General features: G+C 52.0%; 26 protein-coding genes, 2 tRNA genes and 2 other RNA genes. 14 read left to right on the top strand and 16 right to left on the bottom strand.

Going from position 1 to position 23,342, the window contains the following annotated elements:
• Positions 1 to 40: 40 nt before the first annotated feature.
• The 3 genes from EoCCA6_RS20135 to EoCCA6_RS20145 form a co-directional block, all read right to left on the bottom strand.
• Positions 41 to 128 (bottom strand) — tRNA-Ser (locus EoCCA6_RS20135).
• Between the two features lie 148 nt (positions 129 to 276).
• Entirely contained in the window at positions 277 to 954 is a 678-nt protein-coding gene (locus EoCCA6_RS20140) for an isochorismatase family protein (RefSeq protein ID WP_152084158.1), read from the bottom strand.
• 20 nt (positions 955 to 974) lie between these two features.
• A complete protein-coding gene (locus tag EoCCA6_RS20145; protein WP_152084159.1) occupies positions 975 to 1,835 on the bottom strand; it encodes a pirin family protein in 861 nt (286 codons plus the stop codon).
• A gap of 109 nt (positions 1,836 to 1,944) precedes the next feature.
• Between EoCCA6_RS20145 and EoCCA6_RS20150 the strand changes: the two genes are divergently transcribed.
• Positions 1,945 to 2,850, top strand: a complete 906-nt coding sequence (locus tag EoCCA6_RS20150; RefSeq protein ID WP_152084160.1) for a LysR family transcriptional regulator — start codon at positions 1,945 to 1,947, stop codon at positions 2,848 to 2,850.
• A 123-nt stretch (positions 2,851 to 2,973) separates the two neighbouring features.
• Here EoCCA6_RS20150 and EoCCA6_RS20155 read toward each other — a convergent pair.
• The 3 genes from EoCCA6_RS20155 to EoCCA6_RS20165 form a co-directional block, all read right to left on the bottom strand.
• Positions 2,974 to 3,111: non-coding RNA, RtT sRNA (locus tag EoCCA6_RS20155), on the bottom strand.
• Positions 3,112 to 3,156: 45 nt separating this feature from the next.
• Positions 3,157 to 3,294: non-coding RNA, RtT sRNA (locus EoCCA6_RS20160), on the bottom strand.
• Positions 3,295 to 3,339: 45 nt separating this feature from the next.
• Positions 3,340 to 3,427, bottom strand: a tRNA-Ser gene (locus EoCCA6_RS20165).
• 232 nt (positions 3,428 to 3,659) lie between these two features.
• On the opposite strand from EoCCA6_RS20165, the gene ghrA reads away from it, so the two are divergent.
• From ghrA to EoCCA6_RS20185, 4 genes are all read left to right on the top strand, one after another.
• Positions 3,660 to 4,598 carry a glyoxylate/hydroxypyruvate reductase GhrA gene (gene ghrA / locus EoCCA6_RS20170; RefSeq protein WP_152084161.1) on the top strand — a complete coding sequence of 313 codons (939 nt, stop codon included), beginning with the start codon at positions 3,660 to 3,662 and terminating at the stop codon, positions 4,596 to 4,598.
• Positions 4,599 to 4,682: 84 nt separating this feature from the next.
• Entirely contained in the window at positions 4,683 to 5,420 is a 738-nt protein-coding gene (locus EoCCA6_RS20175; RefSeq protein ID WP_152084162.1) for a phosphatase, read from the top strand.
• A 20-nt stretch (positions 5,421 to 5,440) separates the two neighbouring features.
• Positions 5,441 to 5,995 carry a TorD/DmsD family molecular chaperone gene (locus EoCCA6_RS20180; RefSeq protein ID WP_152084163.1) on the top strand — a complete coding sequence of 185 codons (555 nt, stop codon included), beginning with the start codon at positions 5,441 to 5,443 and terminating at the stop codon, positions 5,993 to 5,995.
• Positions 5,996 to 6,091: 96 nt separating this feature from the next.
• A complete protein-coding gene (locus EoCCA6_RS20185; protein ID WP_152084164.1) occupies positions 6,092 to 6,574 on the top strand; it encodes a DUF1097 domain-containing protein in 483 nt (160 codons plus the stop codon).
• Positions 6,575 to 6,617: 43 nt separating this feature from the next.
• Here the strand turns inward: EoCCA6_RS20185 and csgG are convergent, their stop codons facing one another.
• From csgG to csgD, 4 genes are read right to left on the bottom strand one after another with little or no spacing between them, the layout of a single operon-like run.
• Positions 6,618 to 7,451, bottom strand: coding sequence for a curli production assembly/transport protein CsgG (gene csgG / locus EoCCA6_RS20190; RefSeq protein WP_152084165.1), 834 nt, complete (start codon positions 7,449 to 7,451; stop codon positions 6,618 to 6,620).
• Between the two features lie 26 nt (positions 7,452 to 7,477).
• Positions 7,478 to 7,894 carry a curli production assembly/transport protein CsgF gene (gene csgF / locus EoCCA6_RS20195; RefSeq protein WP_152084166.1) on the bottom strand — a complete coding sequence of 139 codons (417 nt, stop codon included), beginning with the start codon at positions 7,892 to 7,894 and terminating at the stop codon, positions 7,478 to 7,480.
• Positions 7,895 to 7,920: 26 nt separating this feature from the next.
• On the bottom strand, positions 7,921 to 8,310 hold the full coding sequence (csgE, locus tag EoCCA6_RS20200) for a curli production assembly/transport protein CsgE (protein WP_152084167.1): 390 nt from the start codon (positions 8,308 to 8,310) through the stop codon (positions 7,921 to 7,923).
• 4 nt (positions 8,311 to 8,314) lie between these two features.
• Positions 8,315 to 8,965, bottom strand: a complete 651-nt coding sequence (gene csgD / locus EoCCA6_RS20205; protein ID WP_152084168.1) for a biofilm master transcriptional regulator CsgD — start codon at positions 8,963 to 8,965, stop codon at positions 8,315 to 8,317.
• Positions 8,966 to 9,722: 757 nt separating this feature from the next.
• On the opposite strand from csgD, the gene csgB reads away from it, so the two are divergent.
• The 5 genes from csgB to ymdB all read left to right on the top strand — a co-directional run bounded on the left by csgB (position 9,723) and on the right by ymdB (position 12,178).
• Positions 9,723 to 10,178 carry a curli minor subunit CsgB gene (gene csgB, locus EoCCA6_RS20210; RefSeq protein WP_152084169.1) on the top strand — a complete coding sequence of 152 codons (456 nt, stop codon included), beginning with the start codon at positions 9,723 to 9,725 and terminating at the stop codon, positions 10,176 to 10,178.
• 39 nt (positions 10,179 to 10,217) lie between these two features.
• On the top strand, positions 10,218 to 10,670 hold the full coding sequence (csgA, locus tag EoCCA6_RS20215) for a curli major subunit CsgA (protein ID WP_152084170.1): 453 nt from the start codon (positions 10,218 to 10,220) through the stop codon (positions 10,668 to 10,670).
• Between the two features lie 60 nt (positions 10,671 to 10,730).
• The gene (gene csgC, locus EoCCA6_RS20220) at positions 10,731 to 11,063 is read left to right on the top strand and encodes a curli assembly chaperone CsgC (RefSeq protein WP_152084171.1); all 333 of its coding nucleotides are present in this window, start codon (positions 10,731 to 10,733) and stop codon (positions 11,061 to 11,063) included.
• A gap of 165 nt (positions 11,064 to 11,228) precedes the next feature.
• Positions 11,229 to 11,549 carry a type 1 fimbrial protein gene (locus EoCCA6_RS20225; protein ID WP_152084172.1) on the top strand — a complete coding sequence of 107 codons (321 nt, stop codon included), beginning with the start codon at positions 11,229 to 11,231 and terminating at the stop codon, positions 11,547 to 11,549.
• 86 nt (positions 11,550 to 11,635) lie between these two features.
• Entirely contained in the window at positions 11,636 to 12,178 is a 543-nt protein-coding gene (gene ymdB / locus EoCCA6_RS20230; protein WP_152084173.1) for an O-acetyl-ADP-ribose deacetylase, read from the top strand.
• 38 nt (positions 12,179 to 12,216) lie between these two features.
• Here ymdB and mdoC read toward each other — a convergent pair whose 3' ends face one another.
• Entirely contained in the window at positions 12,217 to 13,353 is a 1,137-nt protein-coding gene (gene mdoC, locus EoCCA6_RS20235; RefSeq protein ID WP_152084174.1) for a glucans biosynthesis protein MdoC, read from the bottom strand.
• A 273-nt stretch (positions 13,354 to 13,626) separates the two neighbouring features.
• Between mdoC and mdoG the strand changes: the two genes are divergently transcribed.
• From mdoG to EoCCA6_RS20250, 3 genes are read left to right on the top strand one after another with little or no spacing between them, the layout of a single operon-like run.
• A complete protein-coding gene (mdoG, locus tag EoCCA6_RS20240; protein ID WP_152084175.1) occupies positions 13,627 to 15,162 on the top strand; it encodes a glucans biosynthesis protein MdoG in 1,536 nt (511 codons plus the stop codon).
• Positions 15,155 to 17,683 carry a glucans biosynthesis glucosyltransferase MdoH gene (mdoH, locus tag EoCCA6_RS20245; RefSeq protein ID WP_152084176.1) on the top strand — a complete coding sequence of 843 codons (2,529 nt, stop codon included), beginning with the start codon at positions 15,155 to 15,157 and terminating at the stop codon, positions 17,681 to 17,683. The genes mdoG and mdoH overlap by 8 nt, the downstream gene beginning before the upstream one ends.
• 56 nt (positions 17,684 to 17,739) lie before the next feature.
• Positions 17,740 to 17,967 carry a YceK/YidQ family lipoprotein gene (locus EoCCA6_RS20250; protein ID WP_152084177.1) on the top strand — a complete coding sequence of 76 codons (228 nt, stop codon included), beginning with the start codon at positions 17,740 to 17,742 and terminating at the stop codon, positions 17,965 to 17,967.
• 6 nt (positions 17,968 to 17,973) lie between these two features.
• On the opposite strand, the gene EoCCA6_RS20255 is transcribed toward EoCCA6_RS20250, so the two are convergent.
• The 3 genes from EoCCA6_RS20255 to EoCCA6_RS20265 all read right to left on the bottom strand — a co-directional run bounded on the left by EoCCA6_RS20255 (position 17,974) and on the right by EoCCA6_RS20265 (position 20,731).
• Positions 17,974 to 18,348, bottom strand: coding sequence for a MysB family protein (locus EoCCA6_RS20255; RefSeq protein ID WP_152084178.1), 375 nt, complete (start codon positions 18,346 to 18,348; stop codon positions 17,974 to 17,976).
• Positions 18,349 to 18,447: 99 nt separating this feature from the next.
• A complete protein-coding gene (mdtG, locus tag EoCCA6_RS20260; protein WP_152084179.1) occupies positions 18,448 to 19,665 on the bottom strand; it encodes a multidrug efflux MFS transporter MdtG in 1,218 nt (405 codons plus the stop codon).
• Positions 19,666 to 19,804: 139 nt separating this feature from the next.
• On the bottom strand, positions 19,805 to 20,731 hold the full coding sequence (locus EoCCA6_RS20265; protein WP_152084180.1) for a Kdo(2)-lipid IV(A) acyltransferase: 927 nt from the start codon (positions 20,729 to 20,731) through the stop codon (positions 19,805 to 19,807).
• 221 nt (positions 20,732 to 20,952) lie between these two features.
• Between EoCCA6_RS20265 and trhO the strand changes: the two genes are divergently transcribed.
• The gene (gene trhO, locus EoCCA6_RS20270) at positions 20,953 to 22,002 is read left to right on the top strand and encodes an oxygen-dependent tRNA uridine(34) hydroxylase TrhO (RefSeq protein ID WP_152084181.1); all 1,050 of its coding nucleotides are present in this window, start codon (positions 20,953 to 20,955) and stop codon (positions 22,000 to 22,002) included.
• 42 nt (positions 22,003 to 22,044) lie between these two features.
• On the opposite strand, the gene EoCCA6_RS20275 is transcribed toward trhO, so the two are convergent.
• Together EoCCA6_RS20275 and EoCCA6_RS20280 are read right to left on the bottom strand one after the other, a co-directional pair.
• Positions 22,045 to 22,620 (bottom strand): YceI family protein, encoded by a 576-nt coding sequence (locus tag EoCCA6_RS20275; RefSeq protein WP_152084182.1) that lies wholly within the window; start codon positions 22,618 to 22,620, stop codon positions 22,045 to 22,047.
• Position 22,621: 1 nt separating this feature from the next.
• Complete coding sequence (locus EoCCA6_RS20280; RefSeq protein WP_152084183.1) at positions 22,622 to 23,188, bottom strand: cytochrome b; 567 nt, start codon at positions 23,186 to 23,188, stop codon at positions 22,622 to 22,624.
• Between the last annotated feature and the right edge of the window lie 154 nt (positions 23,189 to 23,342).

Genomic DNA, 23,342 nt, shown 5'->3' on the forward strand with positions numbered 1-23,342 from the left:
AAAAAAGCCCGTACTTTCGTACGGGCTCTCATCTCAAATATGGCGGTGAGGGGGGGATTCGAACCCCCGATACGTTGCCGTATACACACTTTCCAGGCGTGCTCCTTCAGCCACTCGGACACCTCACCATATTGTTTTGCTGCCTGACCGCTTGGGGGGGCAACGGGGCGCTACTATAGGGAGTTGCGCTAAAACGGTCAAGCAGATTTTCTGCTTTAGTGCTTGTTCGGTTAAGCAATAATCAGCTCCACGGTTTTTACACCGCGGAGCCTGTGATTAACGCTGTGAATCGAGTGCTTCACTATTTTTTACGACGTCCTGCGCTTTACTGTAACTTTCGATCAGCAACTGGTAAGCCGGGAAAATGTGCGTATAGACTTCTGCCCATTCGGCGGCATCTGCACGGTTCCAGGTGCGCTGGATCTCAGAGGCAACAGCGGCGGTATCCATCGGGACGACGCCCGCCTGTACCACGCGCGCCAGGGTGATCTCCTGCGCCATTTTGCTGTAGGTGCCTGAAGCGTCGATCACCGCAAACACTTTATAGCCATCAGCCACGGCGCTGATAGACGGAAACGCCATGCAGACGCTGGTAATCGTTCCCGCAATAATCAGCGTTTTGCGTCCGGTCGCTTTCACTGCTGCAACAAATTCCGGGTTATCCCAGGCGTTAATCTCACCTTTACGCGCCACATATTGTGCATGAGGTGCGTTGGCGTGGATCTCCGGAATGAGCGGACCATTCGGTCCTTGCGGGACCGACGCGGTGGTGATCACCGGGATATTTGCCAGTGAAGCGATTTTCGCCAGTGCCGCAGCGCGGGCGCGCAGCTCCGGCATTGGCATATCACCCACGGTTTGAAACAGACCGCTCTGGTGATCGATAAGCAGCATGATCGCATCATTTACATCAATTGCGGGACGTGCGCCGTTGAAGTTAGCAGGGGTAGACATAATCCTCTCCTTTATTGCTCTCAGATCTGGCCGAAGCGGCCGGAATTGAAATCGCGAATGGCTTCGGCGATTTCGGTTTTACTGTTCATGACAAACGGGCCATAACCGACGACAGGTTCGTTCAGCGGTTCACCGGCCATCAGCAACACTTTGGCATCGCTGCTGGCTTCCAGATGCAGTTTGTCGCCGTCCTGACTCAGGACGATCAGCTGTGCTTCACCGGCCTGGCTCGTACCGTTCACTACTACGTTCCCTTCAAGCACAACCAGCGCCGTGCTCCAGCCCTCGGGCTGATTAAGCGTAAGAAATTTTCCCTGATGCAGCGTGATATCCCATACGTTCAGCGGGGAGAACGTGTGTGCCGGGCCCACCACGTCCTGGTAACGGCCTGCGATAACCCGCACCTCTCCGCTGTTTTCAGGCAACGCCACCACCGGGATATCGCCTTTCGTGATGCTCTGGTAACCGGGTGTGGCCATTTTGTCTTTCGCAGGCAAATTGACCCACAACTGCATCATTTTCAGTTCGCCTCCTTTCTGCGAGAACGCGCTGGAGTGGAACTCTTCATGCAGAATGCCCGCACCCGCTGTCATCCACTGCACGTCGCCGGGGCCAATGACACCACCTCTGCCGGTGGAATCACGGTGTTCGACCTCACCGGAATAGACGATGGTGACGGTTTCAAAACCACGGTGAGGGTGCTCGCCCACGCCGCGTTTTACGCCGTCTGCCGGGAAGGTATGCGGTCCCGCGTAGTCAAGCAGTAAGAACGGGCTGAGTGGTTCACCATGTGTCTGGTAAGAAAACATCGAGCGAACCGGAAAACCGTCGCCGACCCAGTGCTGACGTGGTGCGGTATAAACGCCTGTTACGTTTTTCATGATTAACTCCTGATGTTTTGTTGATGTAATTAGCTTATATTCGGAGTTAATATCCCGGTAGATAGTTAAAATGACATTCACTGTTCCATAAACAGAACAATGAGGATTTATGCAGGATCTCAACGACTTCATGTGGTTTGTGAAAGTGGTCGACTGCGGTGGGTTTGCTGCGGCGGGCAGAGTGCTCGATCAGCCTAAGTCGAAACTGAGCCGCAGGATTGCCCAGCTAGAAGCACGGCTTGGCGTGCGGCTAATACAGCGTACGACGCGTCAGTTTACGGTCACGGAAGTGGGGCAGACATTCTATCAGCACTGCAAAGCGATGCTGGTAGAAGCGGAAGCGGCGGAGGAGGCTGTCGCTGCACTGCAGGCTGAACCGCGTGGTATTGTCAGGATCACCTGTCCTGTTACGTTGTTGCATGTCCACGTGGGGCCAATGCTGGCGAGGTTTATGGCACTCTATCCCGGCATTAATCTCCAGCTTGAGGCGACCAACCGGCGGGTGGATCTGGTGGGCGAAGGGATCGATGTCGCAATCCGCGTTCGTCCGCGTCCGTTTGATGACAGCGATCTGGTGCTCAGAGTGCTGGCGGACAGGGGGCATTGTCTTGTGGCGAGCCCGCTGCTGATTGAACGCATGGGAAAACCTGTTATGCCTTCGGAGCTCAGTGAGTGGCCAGGTCTGAGCATGGGTGCAGGTAAGCAACTGCATAAGTGGGAACTCAGTGGGCCTGAAGGGGCGAAAGCGGAGATCCATTACTCGCCACGCTTTATTACCACCGACATGCTGGCACTGCGGGAAGCGGCAATGGCGGGTGTGGGTGTGGTGCAGTTGCCGATTTTGATGGTGAAAGATCAGTTAGCGTCCGGAGAACTGGTTCGAGTGCTGGACGCGTGGGAACCACGGCGGGAGGTGATCCATGCGGTGTATCCTTCACGGCGTGGGTTGTTGCCGTCGGTGAGGACGCTGGTGGATTTTCTTACCGAAGAGTATGCGCGGATGGTGGAAGAATAGCGTCTTTTGTAGGTCGGGTAAGCGCAGCGCCACCCGACATGAATCTTGCACAGAGCATCCCCCCAGCCCGGAGAATATAAAAGAAAAAAGCCCGTACTTTCATACGGGCTCTCATCTTAAATATGGCGGTGAGGGGGGGATTGACTCGCTACGCTCGCCCTGCGGGCAGCCTGTTCGCTGCGCTCACAGTCTGTCCAACTGGCTGTCGCCAGTTGTCGAACCCCGGTCGGAGGCTCTCATCCCCCCCAGCCCGGAGAATATAAAAGAAAAAAGCCCGTACTTTCGTACGAGCTCTCATCTTGAATATGGCGGTGAGGGGGGGATTGACTCGCTACGCTCGCCCTGCGGGCAGCCTGTTCGCTGTGCTCACAGTCTGTCCAACTGGCAGTCGCCAGTTGTCGAACCCCGGTCGGAGGTTCTCATCCCCCCCAGCCCGGAGAATATAAAAGAAAAAAGCCCGTACTTTCATACGGGCTCTCATCTTAAATATGGCGGTGAGGGGGGGATTCGAACCCCCGATACGTTGCCGTATACACACTTTCCAGGCGTGCTCCTTCAGCCACTCGGACACCTCACCATATTGTCATCCCGGCGTTGTCGGGACGGGCGCTAATGTAAGGAAAAGCCGAACGGCCGTCAACTCACTTTTTCAGTAAATTAGCGCGTTTAGACAAACTTCAGGCAACCTGATTCCGAAATGTGCTAAAAGCGCCTCTTTTATCAGCAACGCGGTTTGCCGATAAATTTGTTATGCTGGCAATCCAGTTGAAAATGAAAACAAAACAGCGCAATAAAAGGCAGGAATGACCATGGATATAATCTTTTATCACCCTACGTTTGATACCGCTTATTGGATTAAGGCACTTTCGGCAGCGCTGCCGGGCGCACGCGTTCGCGAGTGGAAGCGGGGCGATAATGAACATGCCGACTACGCGCTGGTCTGGCATCCGCCGGTTGAAATGCTCCAGGGGCGCGAACTGAAGGCCGTGTTTGCCCTGGGCGCGGGCGTCGATTCCATTCTCAGCAAACTGAAGGCGCACCCGGAAATGCTACCCGAGCATATTCCACTGTTCCGTCTGGAAGATACTGGCATGGGCCAGCAAATGCAGGAATATGCGGTGAGCCAGGTACTCCACTGGTTCCGCCGTTTTGATGATTATCAGGCATTTAAGCAGCAATCACACTGGGAGCCGCTGCCGGATTATCAGCGCGAAGATTTTACTATCGGTATTCTTGGTGCGGGCGTACTGGGCTCGAAAGTCGCTGAGGCGCTGGCCCCGTGGGGATTCCCGCTGCGCTGCTGGAGCCGCAGCCGTAAAGACTATCCGGGTGTACAGAGTTTTGCCGGAACCGACGAACTCGGTGCCTTCCTGAAAGGCACGCGTGTGCTCATTAACCTGCTACCCAATACAGCAGAGACGGTCGGCATCATTAACAGTACGCTACTGAACCAACTGGCTGAACAGAGCTATTTGATGAACCTGGCGCGTGGCGTTCACCTGGTGGAAGCCGATCTCCTCAATGCTCTGGAAAGTGGCAAACTCAAAGGGGCAATGCTGGATGTCTACAGCCGTGAACCACTGCCAGCGGACAGCCCGCTGTGGGCGCACCCGCGTGTGGCGATGACACCGCATGTGGCAGCGGTCACGCGCCCAGCAGAAGCCGTGGCTTATATTTCCCACACCATCAGCCAGATGGAGCAGGGACACGCCGTCACCGGGCAAGTCGACAGACAGCGCGGTTACTAAGAGAAACCCGGCGTTGGCCGGGTTTTTGCTAATATTCGCCGCTGATAACTGCTATCCTTTGGAAAAAACGCAGAGGAGAGAAAGATGTATCCCGTTGACCTGCATATGCACACCGTCGCCAGTACCCACGCGTATAGCACCCTGCATGATTACATCGCGCAAGCGAAGCTAAAAGGCATCAAGCTGTTTGCCATTACCGATCACGGTCCTGATATGGCTGATGCGCCGCACTACTGGCATTTTGTGAATATGCGCATCTGGCCACGTCTGGTCGATGGCGTTGGGATACTGCGCGGCATCGAAGCGAACATCAAAAATACCGACGGTGAAATCGACTGCACCGGGCCGATGCTCACCTCGCTGGATCTGATTATTGCTGGCTTCCATGAGCCGGTTTTTGCACCGCAGGATAAAGAGACAAACACCACGGCGATGATCGCCACGATTGCCAGCGGCAACGTGCATATTATCAGCCATCCAGGCAACCCTAAGTTCCCGATTGATATCCAGGCTGTCGCGCAGGCGGCGGCGAAACACCGCGTCGCGCTGGAGATTAATAACTCCTCTTTTGTCCACTCGCGTAAGGGCAGTGAAGCAAATTGTCGCGACGTGGCGGCGGCCGTTCGGGATGCCGGAGGCATGGTGGCGCTGGGCTCTGATTCGCATACGGCATTTACGCTCGGTGATTTTAATGAATGTCTGAAAGTGCTTAAGGATGTCGGTTTCCCGGAAGAGCGTATCCTGAACGTCACGCCGCGGCGGATGCTTGATTTCCTCGAGTCGCGTGGAATGACCCCGATTGATGAATTTGCCGATCTTTAATTGTGTACTGGAATAAAAACATGAATGAATTTTCCATCCTCTGTCGCGTGCTGGGTACGCTTTACTACCGTCAGCCACAAGACCCGCTGCTGGTTCCACTCTTTACGCTGATCCGTGAAGGAAAGCTGGCGCAGAACTGGCCGCTGGAACAGGATGATTTACTGGCGCGCCTGCAAAAATCCTGTGACATGCAGCAGATTTCCACGGATTACAACGCGCTCTTCGTGGGTGAAGAGTGTCGCGTTTCGCCGTATCGCTCTGCCTGGCAGGACGGTGCGACGGAGGCCGAAGTGCGTGCGTTTCTCTCTGAGCGCGGCATGCCGCTGACCGATACGCCAGCCGATCACATTGGTACATTGCTGCTGGCAGCCTCATGGATTGAAGATCATGCGGGTGAGGATGAAAACGAAGCCATCGAAACCCTGTTTGAAGAGTACCTGCTGCCGTGGTGCGGGGCTTTCCTCGGCAAGGTTGAGGCGCATGCCACGTCCCCCTTCTGGCGAACGCTGGCCCCCCTGACCCGAGACGCGATTGCCGCCATGTGGGATGAACTGGAAGAAGAGAATGAAGAGTGATTTGAATCACAAAATTTCTGCAACGATACATTTCAACTTGCACGTAATGTGCTTCTGATCTCATTTGTCTGGTGCGCTTCTGCTAAGATGCGCACCATGAACATATTACTTTGTATTGCACTTACAACGGGCATTCTCTCCGGGCTTTGGGGATGGGTGGCTGTCTCTCTTGGTTTGCTGAGCTGGGCTGGTTTCCTCGGTTGCACGGCCTACTTTGCCTGCCCGCAGGGTGGCGTAAAAGGTTTGTTTATCTCTGGCTGCACCATGATGAGCGGTGTTATCTGGGCGTTGGTCATTATGAAAGGCAGCGCGCTGGCTCCGCATCTTGAGATCCTGGGTTATGCCATGACGGGCGTGGTCGCGTTTCTGATGTGCGTCCAGGCGAAGCATCTCCTGCTCTCTTTTGTGCCGGGAACCTTCATTGGTGCTTGTGCAACCTTTGCGGGGCAGGGCGACTGGAAGCTGGTTGTGCCATCGCTGGCGCTGGGGCTGCTGTTTGGCTATGCCATGAAAAACAGCGGCCTGTGGCTGGCATCCCGACGAGAAAGGGCTCAGAACACCACACCGGTGAGTGAATAAAAAAAGGCGAGATCATGATCTCGCCTTTTTTGTCGGTTTCCGATCAGGATTCCGGAGGCACCGACATTTCGCGGTATTTCACCAGAACCTCATTTTTTGCATCGTTTTTATTCTGCAGATCCCACAGCCCGCGATCGATACCATCATTAATCAGGAAGATGACGCCCGTTTCGATGGCTGACATCAGACACAGCATCACCGGTTCATTGGAGGTATATCCGATTTCACCCTCCAGCAAACGCTGGTAATCAATGAAGCGGAACACCCCGGCCTGTACTTCATAGGAGAGAATGGTTTTGCTGGTATTCACGGAGGATAAAATCTCACCCGTGCTGACATTGACCACACGCAGGTTGACTGCAATCTGGTCGAGCTGGTATTGCGTATCTGCGCCAATACCGAAGTAACGTGCACCCACACCACCGGATTTCACATTACTTTCGTAGCCGATAATGGAGCCTTCCACCATGATATTGGCTGCGGTGAGAGACTGAAGCGGCATTCGGTTATTGACGCCGACGGTGCCATTTTCCTGAGCGGCGCGGATAATCTTACGCTCGTTCAGCAGGTTTTGTAGCCCCTGACGTTCCAGAGGAATAAACCAGCGTGAATCCTTCAGCGCGGTGACCAGCATCGCGGTAGCGCTCTGCGGCACCGCCGTTGAGAAGTTACTTGCCGGGTACGGTTTGAACTGTCCGGTTTCGTCCTGAATATTATAAACCGAGACAAATATCTTACCGGTTGGTGTCGGCAAATGCGTCAAATCGCGATAGCTTTGTGCCCGAGGCATTAATGTTGGCTTAGCGGCTTCTTTCGGTGGAGCAGTTAAACAACCGCTCAATAAGCACACTGCAACAATTATTAAAAAGCGCTGCATGATGATTGTCCTTATTTCGACGTTGTTTAGAAATCAGTTGAATTAGACTGCAAACCCGAAACCTGGATTGTCGATGTTTTTCCGGTTTTACGGTCAGTCACATTCAACTGAAGCTGCCCGTCTTTATTGGCGATATCGACAATAAAGTCGTTTGTCACCATGCGGCCGGGTTTACCGGTGTTAATATTGGTTAATAAGCCACCTAATATTTGCGACTGGATGGCCTGAGTAAAGTTATCCAGCGCTGATGGGGTTTCGATACCGAAATCGTCATCATAGCTGGGGTCCTTATACGAGTTTTGAGCCTGGGCTTCGTTAAGCATGAATGCCCCGTTGTTCGGGTTACCGCCAAAGTTAGGGTTGCGGAACTGGAAGGTCATATTTCCGGCCCAGCTTAGCGGCGCAATGAGCATTAACGAGATCACTGTGTGTGCGAGACGCATTACAGCCTCCAAAATAGGTATCGTTGCTAGAACTCATCTTTTGCTAAATCACCAGTGCTCAACAGCGCTTTATCTAGCTGCAGACGATTAATAGCCTCTTCTGTTTGTGCCAGTGCGAAAGCGACGTTCTTATCGAAGTCTCTTTTCGTCGGGAATAAGAAGGTCTGGTAAATAACATCCTGATTCGCTGTTATTGTTATCCAGCTTCCCCAACGTGCGCTGGGCCGTTCGTTGATTGTTAAGTTACCGGGGTAATCACTTTCCCATTTATCACTGAAGGCACGGTAAAAATCGTGCCCGACAGAAGAGACAGTGTGGTCGGTCAACAATCCGGGAACTTCAACTTCCACAGCCTGGAGGTTCCCGGCAGCAAGCAGAAAGCCTGCTGCGGCAATCCAACTCAACGTGCGTTTCATGCTATTAACGCCTGAGGTTATCGTTTGCCCATGAAACTGCCTGAGTTCGGTTTTTAACAGCTATCTTCTTGAAAAGATTATAAAGGTGCGTCTTAACCGTATTTTCGCTGATAAATAACGAACGGGCGATTTCAATATTTGAAGCACCAATGCGCAGCTTGTTCAGGATCTCTTTCTCACGATGCGTCAGCAGTGCGGATTCTGAACTGTTATAGCGATAATTACCGGAGTGTGTAATGAGATAGCTGGCAAGTTTTTGCGAGAAATAACATTCTCCCCGTAATATACCTTGCAGCCCTTCCACGACACGATCTTCTTCTTCAGTGACGTAGAATACGCCATTGATATGCGGCCAGCTTTCAATATCTCTGAATGGATATTCGTCAGGGGTATTTAATAATAACACGCGGATATTATTGTTTTTCCTGCTTAAGTTATCTTGCCAGTAATGAATAAGTTTTTTATCCGCTTCCATCATATCGAGAAGAATGATGCTGCCAGATGCAATATCATCAAAAGAACGTTGAATATTATGCAATTTCCCGTTCAGTGACAGAGATTGCTTTAAGTGCTGCAATAGTGCTGTCGCTTGTAAAGAAGGCTTTGTGATCAACAATAATGTATGACCATGTAAACTATGGACTTCATTAAACATGATGAAACCCCACTTTATTTATGACACCTGACAGCTGTCCCTCGCTAATAGAGAAAGAGACACCAGAGGTACTGACAGATGTGGCACTGCTGTGTGTAGAATCAAACCATCCCCCCAGAGGGGGAGATAAATAAAAACAAAATGACTTACTGCTGATTTCAATCTAGCTATTACGAACTTTAAAGCAAGTGTTAATCATGTAACTAAATGTAAAAATCAATATTAAATTGTGTATTTCTGGTGGGTAATTAGTTTTAATTTAATAGAAAAGTTGTACACATTAATATCAGTGCACAGATTTTAAAAATCATACAAATTATTATATATCTATGAAATGTAACGATATATTTATTTTGGTGTGGGTGGTTTTCTGGTATGAGAACAGAGAAAAAACTAAGCCCTGGTTCAACTGTGTAAGGCATCTTAAGAAAACATGCTCGTGTGTCACGAGGCTTGTAAAAAATCATCTCTGGTTAACGTGAAGTCGCGACAGGTAAGGCTGGACAAGCACTCCTTACAGTGTACAACCTGTAACTGACTCTTTTTTTATTTGCACTAAGTTACGCTGATTCCTGCGTATTTTGGCGAGAATTAATACTTTGAGGTGAAACCAATAATAAAAATAAGACGCGCGGGTGAGATATTTAAATTGTTTCGGCAGACATACTCTTCACCGTAACGCGGCGTTAACAAAATACGAAACGCGTTAACACTGAATGAACGTTAATTTGTGTATGGCCAGGTCCAGGGTGACAACATGAAAAACAGAACGTTATTTATGATGTTTACATTACTGGGTGCGCCTGGATTTGTAATCGCAGGGGATTCAGATTTGGCAGGTTCTGAATATAACTTTGCGGTTAATGAATTAAGCAAGTCTTCATATAATCAGGCAGCCATTATTGGTCAACAAGGCTCAGGTAATAATGCCAATGTTCGCCAGGGCGGTTCTAAATTACTGTCCGTTGTTTCTCAGGAAGGTGGAAACAATAGAGCGAAAGTTGATCAATCAGGGACTTACAATCTTGCTTATATTGATCAGGCCGGCAACGGGAATGATGCGAGTATTAAGCAGGAAGCCTTTGGTAATACCGCAATGATTATCCAAAAAGGGTCGGGTAACAGGGCGAATATTACGCAGTATGGTACTCAGAAAACAGCAGTCGTAGTACAGAGACAGTCACAAATGGCTATTCGCGTTATTCAGCGCTAGTGCGTTGTGACAAATTAATCAATCCGATGGGGGTTTACCATGAAACTTTTCAAAGTGGCAGCAATTGCAGCAATCGTAGTTTCTGGCAGTGCTTTCGCAGGTGCGGTTCCACAATTCGGTGGCGGTGGTGGCGGCTGGGGTGGCGGTAATAGCGGCCCTGACTCAACCCTGAGCATTTACCAGTACGGTGGCGGCAACTCCGCTGTTGCCTTGCAAACTGATGCTAAAGACTCTGATCTGACCATTACTCAGCATGGCGGCGGTAACGGCGCTGATGTAGGACAAGGCTCTGATGAGAGCTCCATTGATCTGCTGCAGAAAGGCTTTGGTAACAGTGCAACCATTGACCAGTGGAATAGCAAAGATTCCATCATCAATGTTAAACAGTTCGGCGGCGGCAACGGCGCGGCAGTGGACCAGACCGCTTCCGGGTCAACTGTAACTGTGCACCAGGTCGGCTTCGGCAACAACGCCACTGCGCATCAATACTAATTTCAAATCTGTGCTACAAAAAAACAGGGCATTTGCCCTGTTTTTTTTCGGGAGTGCATCATGAATACGTTATTACTCCTTGCCGCATTATCCAGCCAAATTACCTTTCAAACCTCTCAGCAAGGGCATATGACAACCATTATTCCGCAGGTCACTCTGACCGAATCGTGTGAATGCCAGGTTCAGATCCTGTCAATGCGTCAGGGAGCAGGGGGGCAAAGTACATCCCGGCAGCAAAATAACCGTTCTATACCCGCTAATCAGACGATTGATTTGACACGGTTGAGTTTAAATATCGAATCAGGGGATTCAGTGACCATTATTGTCACTGTCTCTGACGGAAAATCGCTTCATTTATCACAACAGTGGTCGCCTCCAGACCGCACGCTTTAATCATTCAGTAAATCAATGATTTGCAGATGTGGCGGGAGTGGAAAGGTGTAACTATGATGTTATCAGGAGCTGAATAAATAGTGATATTCAACTGCCTGATACCGCCTTGTCATAATGGAGCGCTTTTTACCCCTCATGGATGAATTACATTGAGGAGTACATCTTGTGACTAAATCTACCGCTCTGCTCATTTCAGGTTTTGGCCTGATCGCCTCTGCTTTTATCACGCCTGCATTTTCAGCGACCATCGTGAATGGTGGTGTCATTCATTTTCGTGGTGCCATTGTTGCCGACCCTTGCGAGATTACGCCTCAACATCGCCAGTTCGCGATGTCCTGTCCGGAAAATAATCGTATGCGGACGCGCATGGTAAGTTATGAGGAGGCCCTTAATGGTCGGACTGCGTATCCGGGGCTGACCACGGTCAGTATGAAATACCTTAATCCGGATAAAACACTGGCTGTCGTCCAGGTTGACTATCGGTAGCCGTTAACGCTCTTTTACACGACACGTTTTTTCTCCCCCTCCCTCTGCGATACACTTATAAAAAAGGCGGGTAGCAGAGGGTGTTTATGAAACCGCAAATCGACGTTATTCACGGTGACATCACGACATTGCACGTTGACGTGATCGTCAATGCAGCGAATCCATCATTAATGGGAGGCGGTGGTGTGGATGGCGCGATCCATCGCGCTGCCGGGCCGCAGCTTCTGGAAGCATGCAAGGCTGTACGTCAGCAGCAGGGGGAGTGTCCTCCGGGGCATGCCGTGATTACGCTGGCAGGCGATCTCCCTGCGAAAGCGGTTATTCACGCCGTCGGGCCGGTATGGCATGGCGGAGATCGGCACGAAGCGAGACTTCTGGAAGATGCTTACCGAAACTGCCTGCGTCTTGCAGCTGATAATGGTTACAAAACCCTGGCGTTTCCGGCCATCAGTACCGGTGTTTACGGTTATCCGAAGGCCGCGGCCGCTACGATAGCGGTGAATACGGTATACCACTATCTTTCCCTTAAACCGATGCCGGAAAAGGTGATCTTTGTCTGTTTTGATGAAGAAACCACTCACCTTTATAAGCGGCTCCTGACCCAACGCGGGCAAGAGCTGGATACCTGATTCCGCAAAAGCGGCACCTGAAGGTGCCGCTCTGTTTATCATGCTTTAACGAGTGGTTTTCCCGAGAAGAGGAAACGCAGCAACGGGATACGTAAATGAATTTCGTATAACGCGATGGCAATCCCCACCACGAAGATCAACCCGGTGAAGAAGCCCAGCGTATTGGAGGCGATATGCGGGGTAATGTAAGCCCCGAAGAACAGCGTCAACGGGTGATGGACCAGGTAAATAAACAGTGACGCATTGACGAAATAGGTCACTCGGCTGGATTTAAAGTTCAGCAGGCGGTGGCCCAGGGCAAACACCACGTTAACCATCCATAAGCCCAGCAGCATGGTGATCACGCTTTCCGTTTCGTACATCCACGCGTCACCGCTGCCGTAGCGCTGATTGAGCAGGTAGGCCGCGAACGCCAGTGCGGCACCGCCAGTACACCAGGGGGAAGGCGTGGTAAACAGCGATTTCAACTGTGGATAGACAAACGCCAGCGCGCCAGCCAGGAAGAAGGGGATGTAGAACAGGGATTGCATCACCACAAAATTAAACAGCCCGTCGCTCAGAATCGGGGGATAGATAATGAACAGCGTGCGTCTGATGGCCGCGTAGACAATCCCCAGCACCAAAAAGAGCAGGGACAGTTTACCGAGCGTCATGTTGGCGAAAAAGGTGTCCGATGAAGTGCTTAAATGTCGGCGCAGACGGCTGAATATCACCAGACTGACCGTGGTCAGCACCACCAGCACCAGCAGGAACCAGAGGTGAGAGATCAACTCCCAGACCAGCGTGTTGTATTTTTCATACAGCGACAGATTCGGCCAGTCTGCTGCTTTACCTTTCACGTACTGCAACATAATGAATTGCGGTAACGTCAGCAGAGGAATCGCCGTCAGCATCGGAATGCCGACGCGCTCCACGCGCACTTTCCACCAGCGTTTCATCGGGTAGCGCAAAAACAACATATAAGAAAAATAGCCGGAAATGACAAAGAACACCTGCATCCGAAAGGCGTGGATAAAGTCATTAAACAGCGTGAGCCACCAGGAAGGCATCTGGCTGTTAACGTGCCAGGTGTGGCTGGAGTAAATCAGTGAGATGTGAAAGGGTATCCCCAACAGCATTAGCCATGCCCGGATAGAATCGAGGAAATATTCACGTTGTACGGGTGTAGTGCTCATATAACTTTGCGCATTCTCAGACTTTTCGCCTTATCCCTAAGACTCATAATGGTTACATTCGACGCCAACCCTACACCAAGACCGACACCCTGTCTCCAGGATAAGCACGCAAAGTGAAAAGCGGGTTCTTTCATTTGCTTAATCCCTGAGCCAGCGAGCTGAACAAAGCGGTGATAATGTTGTCGGATTGCCTGAGTTTCCATTAAAATGGATCGGATCGATATAAGCACACAAAGGGGGAAGTGCTTACTTATTATGAAACATAAATCACAAATGATGAAAATGCGTTGGTTGGGTGCGGCAGTGGTGTTGTCCCTGTATACCTCATCAGCCCTGGCCTTTAACATCGATGATGTCGCAAAACAGGCAAAATCGATGGCGGGCAAGAGCTACGAAGCGCCGAAAAGTAACCTGCCCTCCGTTTTTCGCGACATGAAGTACGCGGACTATCAGCAGATCCAGTTCAATCACGACAAAGCGTACTGGAACAACATTAAAACCCCGTTCAAACTTGAGTTTTATCACCAGGGTATGTACTTCGACACGCCTGTTGCCATCAATGAAGTGACGGCGACCGCGGTACGTAAAATCAAGTACAGCCCGGATTATTTCAATTTTGGCGATGTGCAACACGATAAAGATACGGTAAAGGAGCTCGGCTTCGCAGGCTTTAAGGTGCTTTATCCGATCAACAGCAAAGACAAAAACGACGAAATCGTCAGCATGCTCGGTGCCAGCTACTTCCGTGTGATTGGTGCGGGGCAGGTGTATGGGCTTTCCGCGCGTGGCCTGGCCATTGATACTGCGCTGCCATCAGGTGAAGAATTCCCTCGCTTTCGCGAGTTCTGGATCGAGCGTCCAAAACCAACCGACAAACGTCTGACGATCTATGCTCTGCTGGACTCCCCTCGTGCGACAGGTGCATACCGCTTCGTTATTATGCCAGGTCGTGACACGGTTGTTGACGTACAGTCTAAAGTTTACCTGCGCGATAAAGTGGGCAAACTGGGCGTCGCGCCGTTGACCAGTATGTTCCTGTTCGGGCCGAACCAGCCGTCTCCGGCTACTAACTTCCGCCCGGAACTGCATGATTCCAATGGCCTCTCTATTCATGCCGGTAACGGTGAGTGGATCTGGCGTCCGCTGAATAACCCGAAACATCTCGCTGTCAGCAGCTTCGCGATGGAAAACCCACAGGGCTTTGGCCTGCTGCAGCGTGGCCGCCAGTTCTCTCGCTTTGAAGACCTGGACGATCGCTACGACCTGCGTCCAAGCGCCTGGGTAACGCCGAAGGGCGACTGGGGTAAAGGAAAAGTTGAGCTGGTTGAGATCCCAACTAACGATGAAACCAACGACAACATCGTGGCGTACTGGACACCGGATCAGCTTCCGGAAGCCGGTAAAGAGATGAACTTCAAATACGCCATTACTTTCAGCCGTGACGAAGACAAGCTGCACGCGCCGGATAATGCCTATGTCATGCAGACGCGTCGTTCTACGGGTGATGTGAAGCAGTCTAACCTGATCCGTCAGCCAGATGGCACGCTTGCCTTTGTGGTGGACTTCGCGGGTCAGGATATGAAAAAACTGGGTCCGGACACGGCTGTTACCGCGCAGGCCAGCATTGGTGATAACGGTGAAATCGTTGAAAACACCGTGCGTTATAACCCGGTTACCAAAGGGTGGCGTTTAACCCTGCGCGTGAAAGTGAAAGATCCGAAACAGACCACCGAAATGCGCGCTGCGCTGGTCAGCAACGATCAGCCACTGAGTGAAACCTGGAGCTATCAGCTACCTGCCAATGAATAATACAACTGAATATATTGATGCCCTGCCGCTGACGGACATTGAAAAAGCGGCACTGCCTAAGAGCGACATCCGCGCGGTGCAAACCGCGCTGGATGGTGAACATCATCCGTTTACCCGTGATGATGACACGCCTCTGGGGTCAGTGAAGGCGCGTCTGGAGCAGGCGTGGCCAGATTCTCTGGCAGAAGGGCAACTGATCAAAGACGACGAAGGGCGTGACCAGCTTCAGGCGATGCCGAAAGCTACGCGTTCGTCTATGTTCCCCGATCCGTGGCGCACCAACCCGGTGGGCCGCTTCTGGGATCGCCTGCGCGGACGTGACGTTACACCACGCTACCTGTCTCGTCTGACCAAAGAAGAGCAGGCGTCTGAACAGAAATGGCGTACTGTCGGCACCATTCGTCGCTACATCCTGTTGTTGCTGACGCTGGCACAAACGGTGGTCGCCACCTGGTACATGAAAACCATTCTGCCGTACCAGGGCTGGGCGCTGATCAACCCGGCAGACATGATGGGCCAGGATATCTGGGTCTCCTTCATGCAGCTGCTGCCGTATATTCTGCAGAGCGGTATCCTCCTGTTGTTCGCCGTCCTTTTCTGCTGGGTATCGGCCGGTTTCTGGACGGCGCTGATGGGCTTCCTGCAGTTGCTGATGGGGCGTGACAAATACAGCATTTCTGCGTCAACGGTCGGGGATGAACCCCTGAATCCTGAGCACCGTACGGCGCTGATTATGCCTATCTGTAACGAAGACGTTGACCGCGTATTTGCGGGGCTGCGTGCGACCTGGGAGTCCGTAAAGGCGACCGGTAACGCTGAGCATTTCGACGTCTACATCCTGAGCGACAGCTATAACCCGGATATCTGCGTGGCAGAACAAAAAGCCTGGATGGAGCTGATTGCGGAAGTGCAGGGCGAAGGCCAGATTTTCTATCGCCGTCGTCGTCGTCGTGTGAAGCGTAAAAGCGGTAACATTGATGACTTCTGCCGTCGCTGGGGAAATCAGTACAGCTATATGGTGGTACTGGATGCGGACTCCGTGATGAGCGGTGACTGTCTGAGCGGTCTGGTGCGCCTGATGGAAGCCAACCCGAACGCCGGTATCATTCAGTCTTCGCCAAAAGCCTCCGGTATGGACACGCTGTATGCGCGTTGCCAGCAGTTCGCAACCCGTGTTTACGGCCCGCTGTTTACCGCAGGTCTGCACTTCTGGCAGTTGGGCGAGTCTCACTACTGGGGACACAACGCCATTATCCGCGTGAAGCCGTTCATCGAGCACTGTGCGCTTGCGCCACTGCCGGGTGAAGGGTCCTTCGCCGGGTCGATTTTGTCGCATGACTTCGTGGAAGCAGCGCTGATGCGTCGTGCAGGGTGGGGCGTCTGGATTGCCTACGATCTGCCTGGCTCATACGAAGAATTGCCGCCGAACCTGCTGGACGAACTTAAGCGTGACCGCCGCTGGTGTCACGGTAACCTGATGAACTTCCGTCTGTTCCTGGTCAAAGGGATGCACCCGGTTCACCGTGCGGTGTTCCTGACGGGCGTGATGTCTTATCTCTCCGCACCGCTGTGGTTTATGTTCCTTGCGCTTTCGACGGCTCTGCAGGTCGTGCATGCTCTGACGGAACCGCAATACTTCCTGCAACCGCGCCAGCTGTTCCCGGTGTGGCCGCAGTGGCGTCCGGAGCTGGCGATTGCGCTGTTTGCTTCTACTATGGTGCTGCTGTTCCTGCCGAAGCTGCTCAGTATCATCCTGATCTGGTGCAAAGGTTCGAAAGAGTACGGCGGTTTCTGCCGCGTCACCCTTTCGTTGCTGCTGGAAGTGCTGTTCTCCGTGCTGCTGGCACCGGTACGTATGCTGTTCCACACCGTGTTTGTGGTCAGTGCGTTCCTGGGCTGGGAAGTGGTCTGGAACTCCCCGCAGCGTGATGATGACTCCACGCCGTGGAGCGAAGCCTTTATGCGTCACGGCTCTCAGCTGCTGCTGGGGCTGGTATGGGCGGCCGGGATGGCATGGCTGGATCTGCGCTTCCTGTTCTGGCTGGCACCGATTGTGTTCTCGCTGATCCTGTCGCCGTTTGTGTCTGTGATCTCCAGCCGTTCAACGGTGGGCCTGCGTACCAAACGCTGGAAGCTGTTCCTGATCCCGGAAGAGTATTCCCCGCCGCAGGTGCTGGTGGACACCGATAAGTATCTGGAGCTGAACCGTAATCGCTCGCTGGCTGATGGCTTTATGCACGCTGTGTTTAACCCGTCATTCAATGCGCTGGCAACCGCGATGGCAACCGCCCGTCACCGCGCCAGTCAAGTGCTGGAGATTGCCCGCGATCGCCACGTTGAGCAGGCGCTGAACGAGACGCCGGAAAAACTGAACCGCGACCGTCGTCTGGTCCTGTTAAGCGATCCGGTTACAATGGCGCGACTTCACTACCGTGTCTGGTCTGCCCCGGAGAGATATTCTTCATGGGTAAACTACTATAAGACGCTGAAGCTCAACCCACTGGCGTTGAAAGCGAAGTAAGCTGCGCAATATAAAAATACCGGCTTAGTTGCCGGTATTTTTTTATGAGGTCATAAATGAAAATAGTCTTTGTGGTCATAATGGCGATGCTGCTCAGCGGTTGTGGCAGTATCATCAGCCGCACCATTCCGGGGCAAGGTCACGGTAATCAGTATTACCCCGGCGTGAAATGGGACGTTCGGGATTCAGCATGGCGTTACCTGACCGTGCTCGATTTACCCTTCTCACTCATTTTCGACACACTGCTGTTGCCTGTGGATGCCAGCCATGGCCCTTATGAGTAAACGACCTTAACGCTCGTCCCACTCATCTGCTGCGGTCTGGCCCTCTTCTGTATCCAGCGGAGGTTCGAGCTGAAACTCGCCTTCATCCCATTCATGTAGCGTATTCTCTTCAAGCCACTCCTGACGTAATTCGATTTCATCGTAGTCGCCGTCAAAGACGGCCTGCGCACCTTCACCGCTCAGTATCGGCAAACACTCTCCGTCTGCACCTTCGTCAGCGAAGAATTCGGCCTGCCACATAATATCGCCGTCCTGCAAAACATATTTTTGGATATTGAGTTGTTGCACGTCAGCATTTTCTTCCTCAATGCCGGGATTATCGGCGAGGAATTCTTCGCGTGCGGCATCAATCGCTTCTTCCAGCGTGGCGTACATGGTCATCGGTGTCTCCCTGTTTTTCGAGAAGGTATTCAGGGAAAGGATAGCTGATTATCTGATTTTGCAAGTATGAATGCGAAAATAAGCCGTCACGCATCTGTGTTATTCAGCCACCGGGCGTAATGCCCTGGATAAACTGAACCAGGAATAGATGGCGTTAAACAGAACGACACCCGCCGTGACGATAAAGACGGCCCGGAAACCAAACGTGGCCGAAATGCCCGCGCCAACCAGCGGCCCGGTGACGTTACCAATATCGCGAAACGACTGGTTGTAGCTGAAAATACGTCCGGCAATTTGATTGGTGGAGTTGTACACCAGCAGGGTTTGCACTGCGGGGAGCAAAGCGCCATCTGCAGCGCCCAGTAAAAAGCGCAACACACCTAACTGCCACGGCGATTGCACTATCGACATGGGGATCAGCAGCAGAACGGAGATCACCAGCGCACAGATTAGGATCTTTTCAGGCCCGACACGATCGCCCAGTTTACCCAGTCGCGGGGCGCTGATCAGCGCTGCGACGCCAGGAACAGAAGCAATAAGCCCGCTGATAAACGCAATATTGCTCACGTTCCCCGCCAGGTCACGAACATACAGCGTAAGAATGGGGGCAATCGAACCGGTCGCCACCTGGATAATCATCGTGGTGACGAACAGGCTGAGCACCAGCTTAGGATTCTTTAACGAAGCCAGCACATCCCGCGCGTGAAGCATCTCTTTTTTGGCGACGGGTGTGAAGTTCTCACGAATGCAGATGAGCGTCACGATAAAACAAAGGAACAGCACGCTGGCGGTAATGAAGAAAACCGGACGCAGGCCGTAATTATCCGCCAGCAAACCGCCTGCCAGGGGGCCGAGAAGCGCGCCGCTGACTGCGCCTGTTGAGAGTGTTCCCAGAGCCCAGCCGCTTTTTTGTCGGGGAATTTGTGTGGCAATGAGCGCGTTAGCGTTAGGAACAAAGCCGCCCAGCAGGCCGAGCAACGCGCGCAGGATCAGGAACTGCCAGACATTCTGTGCCAGCCCCATCAACACCATAATGATGGACATTCCAAGCGCTGAACGCAGCAACATGATCTTTCGTCCTTTGCGGTCAGCAAGGCCTCCCCAGAACGGCGAAGCAATGGCAGAGAACAGAAAGGTAATACTGAAAACCAGCCCGGACCACATATTGAGTTCGCTGTGGCCGGTAACGCCCAGTTGTTCAACGTAGAGGGGAAGGAAGGGCATCACCAGGCTAAAGGCGGCACCGGTAAGAAAACAGCCGAGCCAGGCAATAGTAAGATTACGTTTCCAGTTTATGGGGGCATCTGAGGGTGACATAACAATCCGCATAACGAGGTGCAGGGCACCGGGCGTGTGAGGTACTAAGCCTGCTAATTATGCGCCTGGGTTATGATTGCTGCAATGTCAGAGAGCTTTTAAAGCTAAAACAGATGCGGCCGGAGTGGCCGCATGGGGATCAATAGCGCGAAGGCACACCCTTCGGACGGGTTTTGAAGCGGCGATGTAACCACATATACTGCTCCGGGGCGAGCATGATGCATTTCTCAACAATGCCGTTCATCCAGCGTGCTGTAGTCTCTGCATCGTCCAGCGGTGGGCTCATTTCCGGCTCCAGCATGATCAGCTGATAGCCTGAGCCATCCGGCTTGCGACGTGGCACAAACGGAACGATAGCGGCTTTGGACATGCGCGCCAGCATCCAGGTGCCGGTGGTGGTGGCAGCCTCTTCAACGGCAAAGAAGGGGACAAACACACTCGCCTGCGGGCCGTAATCGTGGTCCGGGGCATACCAGATCACTTCACCGGATTTCAGTGCCCGAATCATGCCCTTCAGATCTTTACGGTCAATCATGCTTTTATTGGAGCGCATGCGGCCCCAGGTCTGCAGCAAATCAATCACCGGGTTGTCGTTAGGCCGGTAAACGCCAATACCCGGTGCCTGCATACCAAACATACGTGCGCCAATTTCGAGCGTCAGGAAATGGACGCCAATCAGCAGCACGCCCGTCTGATTAGCCTGAAGGGTGTGCACCGGTTCCATGCCCGTTCCGGCAACTTCCGTCCAGCGGGCCATACGTTTGTTGGACCAGAACCACGCCATACCGGTCTCCATCAGCCCCATGCCGACGGATTCGAAATTTTTTACCACCATCTCGTGGCGTTCCGATTCGCTCATCTGCGGAAAGCAGAGTTCAAGGTTGCGATACGCGATCCTGGCGCGGCGTTTCATGAACTGCTGAGCAATACGACCCATCCCTTTGCCCAGGCGGAAAATAACGGGATAAGGGAGCTGTACGAGAAGCCACAAAAAACCAATGCCTGTCCAGGTTAACCAATAGCGAGGATGCAAAAGAGCGGCAGTAAATTTTGGTAACTGGGTCATGTCTGTCCTGTGTTCTAACGTCCTGAATGGCTATTGTCTCATTTTTTGAGTCATAGCCAAAATGTCTGTCGTCGAAACGTGCACGAATGCAGCAAATGTTAATCCTGATTAATCAGGCTGAGTGAAATGTAGCGTAAATTGTGTGGATGTAAATTGTCATTGTTTGCTATATCATGCCGACCGATTTTATTTCTCTCTGACGATTGCAGGACTTGTACACCATGCCAGTGTTACACAACCGCGTGTCGAATGAGATGTTGAAAGCGCGTATGTTGGCGGAAACCGAACCACGCACGACCATCTCATTCTATAAATACTTTACCATTAACGATCCGCAGGCGACCCGCGATGTGCTTTATCAGGCATTCACGACGCTAAATGTATTTGGGCGCGTCTATCTGGCGCGTGAAGGTATCAATGCGCAAATCAGCGTGCCGGAAAGCAAAGTCAGCGCCTTCCGCGATTACCTTTACGGGTTCGATCCGGCTCTCAATGGTCTGCGGCTGAATATTGCCCTGGATGATGACGGGAAATCGTTCTGGGTGCTGCGCATGAAAGTGCGGGAACGTATCGTGGCCGATGGGATCGACGATCCTGATTTCAATGCCGGTGATGTGGGGGAATACCTCAAAGCTGCCGAAGTGAATGCGATGCTGGACGATCCGGATGCGGTGTTTATTGATATGCGCAACCACTACGAATATGAAGTGGGGCATTTCGAGAATGCGATGGAAATTCCGGCAGATACCTTCCGTGAACAGCTGCCGAAAGCCGTTGAAATGATGCAGGAACATAAAGATAAAAAAATCGTTATGTACTGCACGGGCGGTATTCGCTGCGAAAAAGCCAGCGCGTGGATGAAACACAACGGCTTTACTAAGGTCTGGCACATTGAAGGCGGTATTATTGAGTATGCCCGACGTGCGCGTGAACAGGGCTTGCCGGTTCGCTTTATCGGTAAAAACTTCGTCTTTGACGAGCGAATGGGCGAGCGTATTTCAGACGATGTAATCGCACATTGCCATCAGTGCGGTACGCCGTGTGATACGCACACGAACTGTAAAAACGATGGCTGCCATTTACTGTTCATTCAGTGTCCGGCGTGTGCAGAGAAGTTTAACGGCTGCTGTAGCGAGCTGTGCAGTGAAGAGAGCGTGCTGCCGGAGGAAGAACAGCGTCGCCGTCGCGCAGGGCGCGAGAACGGGAATAAGATTTTTAATAAGTCCCGTGGCCGACTGAATACCAAACTGGGTATTCCTGATCCTGAATAACGCTACACGCCCGACAGAGTAAAATCTGCCGGGCGTTTTTCATCACTTCTGCTGAACACCTTCCACAGAAATGATCAGGTCTACATCCTGCGATGCCGGACCTAAATCTGTCGTGATATTAAAATCTTTCAGTGTGATTTTACCTGTGGCTTCAAAGCCTGCGCGTTTACCACCCCACGGATCGTCTCCCTGACCTATTAATTTTGCATCAAGGGTTACCGGTTTAGTCACACCATTAAGCGTCAGGTTCCCGGTAATATCCAGGTTCTCACCGTCCTTTTTTACCTCTGTTGAGGTAAAGGTGGCTTGCGGGAATTTTGCGACATTCAGAAACTCCGCGCTGCGTAAATGTTTATCACGCTCGGCGTGGTTGGTATCCACACTGTTGGTATTAATGGTGACACTCACTTTATCTGACGCCGGGTTTTTCTCGTCAAAGCTAAATGTTCCGTCGAAATCTTTAAACGTGCCATACAGCCAGCTATAGCCAAGATGCTGAATACGGAAATTGACGAAGGCATGCTGACCCTCTTTGTCAATTTTATAATCAGCGGCGACAGCAGAGCCGGTGGTAAATAACAACGAACCTAAGGCGATACCCAGCAGGCGTTTTTTCATTTTATGCTCCAGAGTCAACTGACGAACGGCCAAGCATGCGCTTCAGCGTATCGTCTTTATCGATAAAGTGATGTTTAAGGGCTGCAAGCCCATGCAGGACGGAGAGGATGACCACGCTCCACGCAAGCCACAGATGGATAACACCGGCGGTGTCAGCCTGTGAACCGGCATCGGAGAGCGTGGCGGGGACCTCGAAAAGCCCAAAGACGCCGATCGGTTTTCCGTCTGCCGTGGAGATGAGGTAGCCGCTGATCAGAATGGCGAACAGCAAGACATAGAGAGCGATATGCGCCCCGGCAGCGCTGAGGCGGGTGAGTTTGCTGTAGCTTTTTAGCGCGGGCGGCGGCGGGGAAATATGTCGCCAGATCACGCGAATAACCAGCCCCATCATCAGCAGAACGCCAATGCTTTTATGCAACTCCGGGGCCTGGTGATACCAGCCATCATAATAACTCAACGTCACCATCCAGAGCCCAAGCCCGAACATGGCGTAAACCGCGAGAGCAAATATCCAGTGTAATAATATGGATATTATTCCGTAACGACGGGAAGAGTTACGCAGTTGCATAGAGAGTACCATTCTCAATAATCAGAACAATAAAAATGAACGGGAAGAAAAGATATTGCAACTGAAATAACTGAATAACGATTTTTATTTAATTTATTTCAGCAGATTTGAAAGTGTTTCGGGAAAGTATTTCAATTGCTTCGTACAATAAAAA

The organism is Enterobacter oligotrophicus (genome assembly GCF_009176645.1).
Classification (GTDB): domain Bacteria; phylum Pseudomonadota; class Gammaproteobacteria; order Enterobacterales; family Enterobacteriaceae; genus Enterobacter; species Enterobacter oligotrophicus.

Excerpts from the sequence above, each read along its gene's own strand:
- EoCCA6_RS20140 (WP_152084158.1), bottom strand. The coding sequence starts at position 954 with ATGTCTACCCCTGCTAACTTCAACGGCGCACGTCCCGCAATTGATGTA.
- EoCCA6_RS20145 (WP_152084159.1), bottom strand. The coding sequence starts at position 1,835 with ATGAAAAACGTAACAGGCGTTTATACCGCACCACGTCAGCACTGGGTC.
- EoCCA6_RS20150 (WP_152084160.1), top strand. The coding sequence starts at position 1,945 with ATGCAGGATCTCAACGACTTCATGTGGTTTGTGAAAGTGGTCGACTGC.
- ghrA (WP_152084161.1), top strand. The coding sequence starts at position 3,660 with ATGGATATAATCTTTTATCACCCTACGTTTGATACCGCTTATTGGATT.
- EoCCA6_RS20175 (WP_152084162.1), top strand. The coding sequence starts at position 4,683 with ATGTATCCCGTTGACCTGCATATGCACACCGTCGCCAGTACCCACGCG.
- EoCCA6_RS20180 (WP_152084163.1), top strand. The coding sequence starts at position 5,441 with ATGAATGAATTTTCCATCCTCTGTCGCGTGCTGGGTACGCTTTACTAC.
- EoCCA6_RS20185 (WP_152084164.1), top strand. The coding sequence starts at position 6,092 with ATGAACATATTACTTTGTATTGCACTTACAACGGGCATTCTCTCCGGG.
- csgG (WP_152084165.1), bottom strand. The coding sequence starts at position 7,451 with ATGCAGCGCTTTTTAATAATTGTTGCAGTGTGCTTATTGAGCGGTTGT.
- csgF (WP_152084166.1), bottom strand. The coding sequence starts at position 7,894 with ATGCGTCTCGCACACACAGTGATCTCGTTAATGCTCATTGCGCCGCTA.
- csgE (WP_152084167.1), bottom strand. The coding sequence starts at position 8,310 with ATGAAACGCACGTTGAGTTGGATTGCCGCAGCAGGCTTTCTGCTTGCT.
- csgD (WP_152084168.1), bottom strand. The coding sequence starts at position 8,965 with ATGTTTAATGAAGTCCATAGTTTACATGGTCATACATTATTGTTGATC.
- csgB (WP_152084169.1), top strand. The coding sequence starts at position 9,723 with ATGAAAAACAGAACGTTATTTATGATGTTTACATTACTGGGTGCGCCT.
- csgA (WP_152084170.1), top strand. The coding sequence starts at position 10,218 with ATGAAACTTTTCAAAGTGGCAGCAATTGCAGCAATCGTAGTTTCTGGC.
- csgC (WP_152084171.1), top strand. The coding sequence starts at position 10,731 with ATGAATACGTTATTACTCCTTGCCGCATTATCCAGCCAAATTACCTTT.
- ymdB (WP_152084173.1), top strand. The coding sequence starts at position 11,636 with ATGAAACCGCAAATCGACGTTATTCACGGTGACATCACGACATTGCAC.
- mdoC (WP_152084174.1), bottom strand. The coding sequence starts at position 13,353 with ATGAGCACTACACCCGTACAACGTGAATATTTCCTCGATTCTATCCGG.
- mdoG (WP_152084175.1), top strand. The coding sequence starts at position 13,627 with ATGATGAAAATGCGTTGGTTGGGTGCGGCAGTGGTGTTGTCCCTGTAT.
- mdoH (WP_152084176.1), top strand. The coding sequence starts at position 15,155 with ATGAATAATACAACTGAATATATTGATGCCCTGCCGCTGACGGACATT.
- EoCCA6_RS20250 (WP_152084177.1), top strand. The coding sequence starts at position 17,740 with ATGAAAATAGTCTTTGTGGTCATAATGGCGATGCTGCTCAGCGGTTGT.
- EoCCA6_RS20255 (WP_152084178.1), bottom strand. The coding sequence starts at position 18,348 with ATGACCATGTACGCCACGCTGGAAGAAGCGATTGATGCCGCACGCGAA.
- mdtG (WP_152084179.1), bottom strand. The coding sequence starts at position 19,665 with ATGTCACCCTCAGATGCCCCCATAAACTGGAAACGTAATCTTACTATT.
- EoCCA6_RS20265 (WP_152084180.1), bottom strand. The coding sequence starts at position 20,731 with ATGACCCAGTTACCAAAATTTACTGCCGCTCTTTTGCATCCTCGCTAT.
- trhO (WP_152084181.1), top strand. The coding sequence starts at position 20,953 with ATGCCAGTGTTACACAACCGCGTGTCGAATGAGATGTTGAAAGCGCGT.
- EoCCA6_RS20275 (WP_152084182.1), bottom strand. The coding sequence starts at position 22,620 with ATGAAAAAACGCCTGCTGGGTATCGCCTTAGGTTCGTTGTTATTTACC.
- EoCCA6_RS20280 (WP_152084183.1), bottom strand. The coding sequence starts at position 23,188 with ATGCAACTGCGTAACTCTTCCCGTCGTTACGGAATAATATCCATATTA.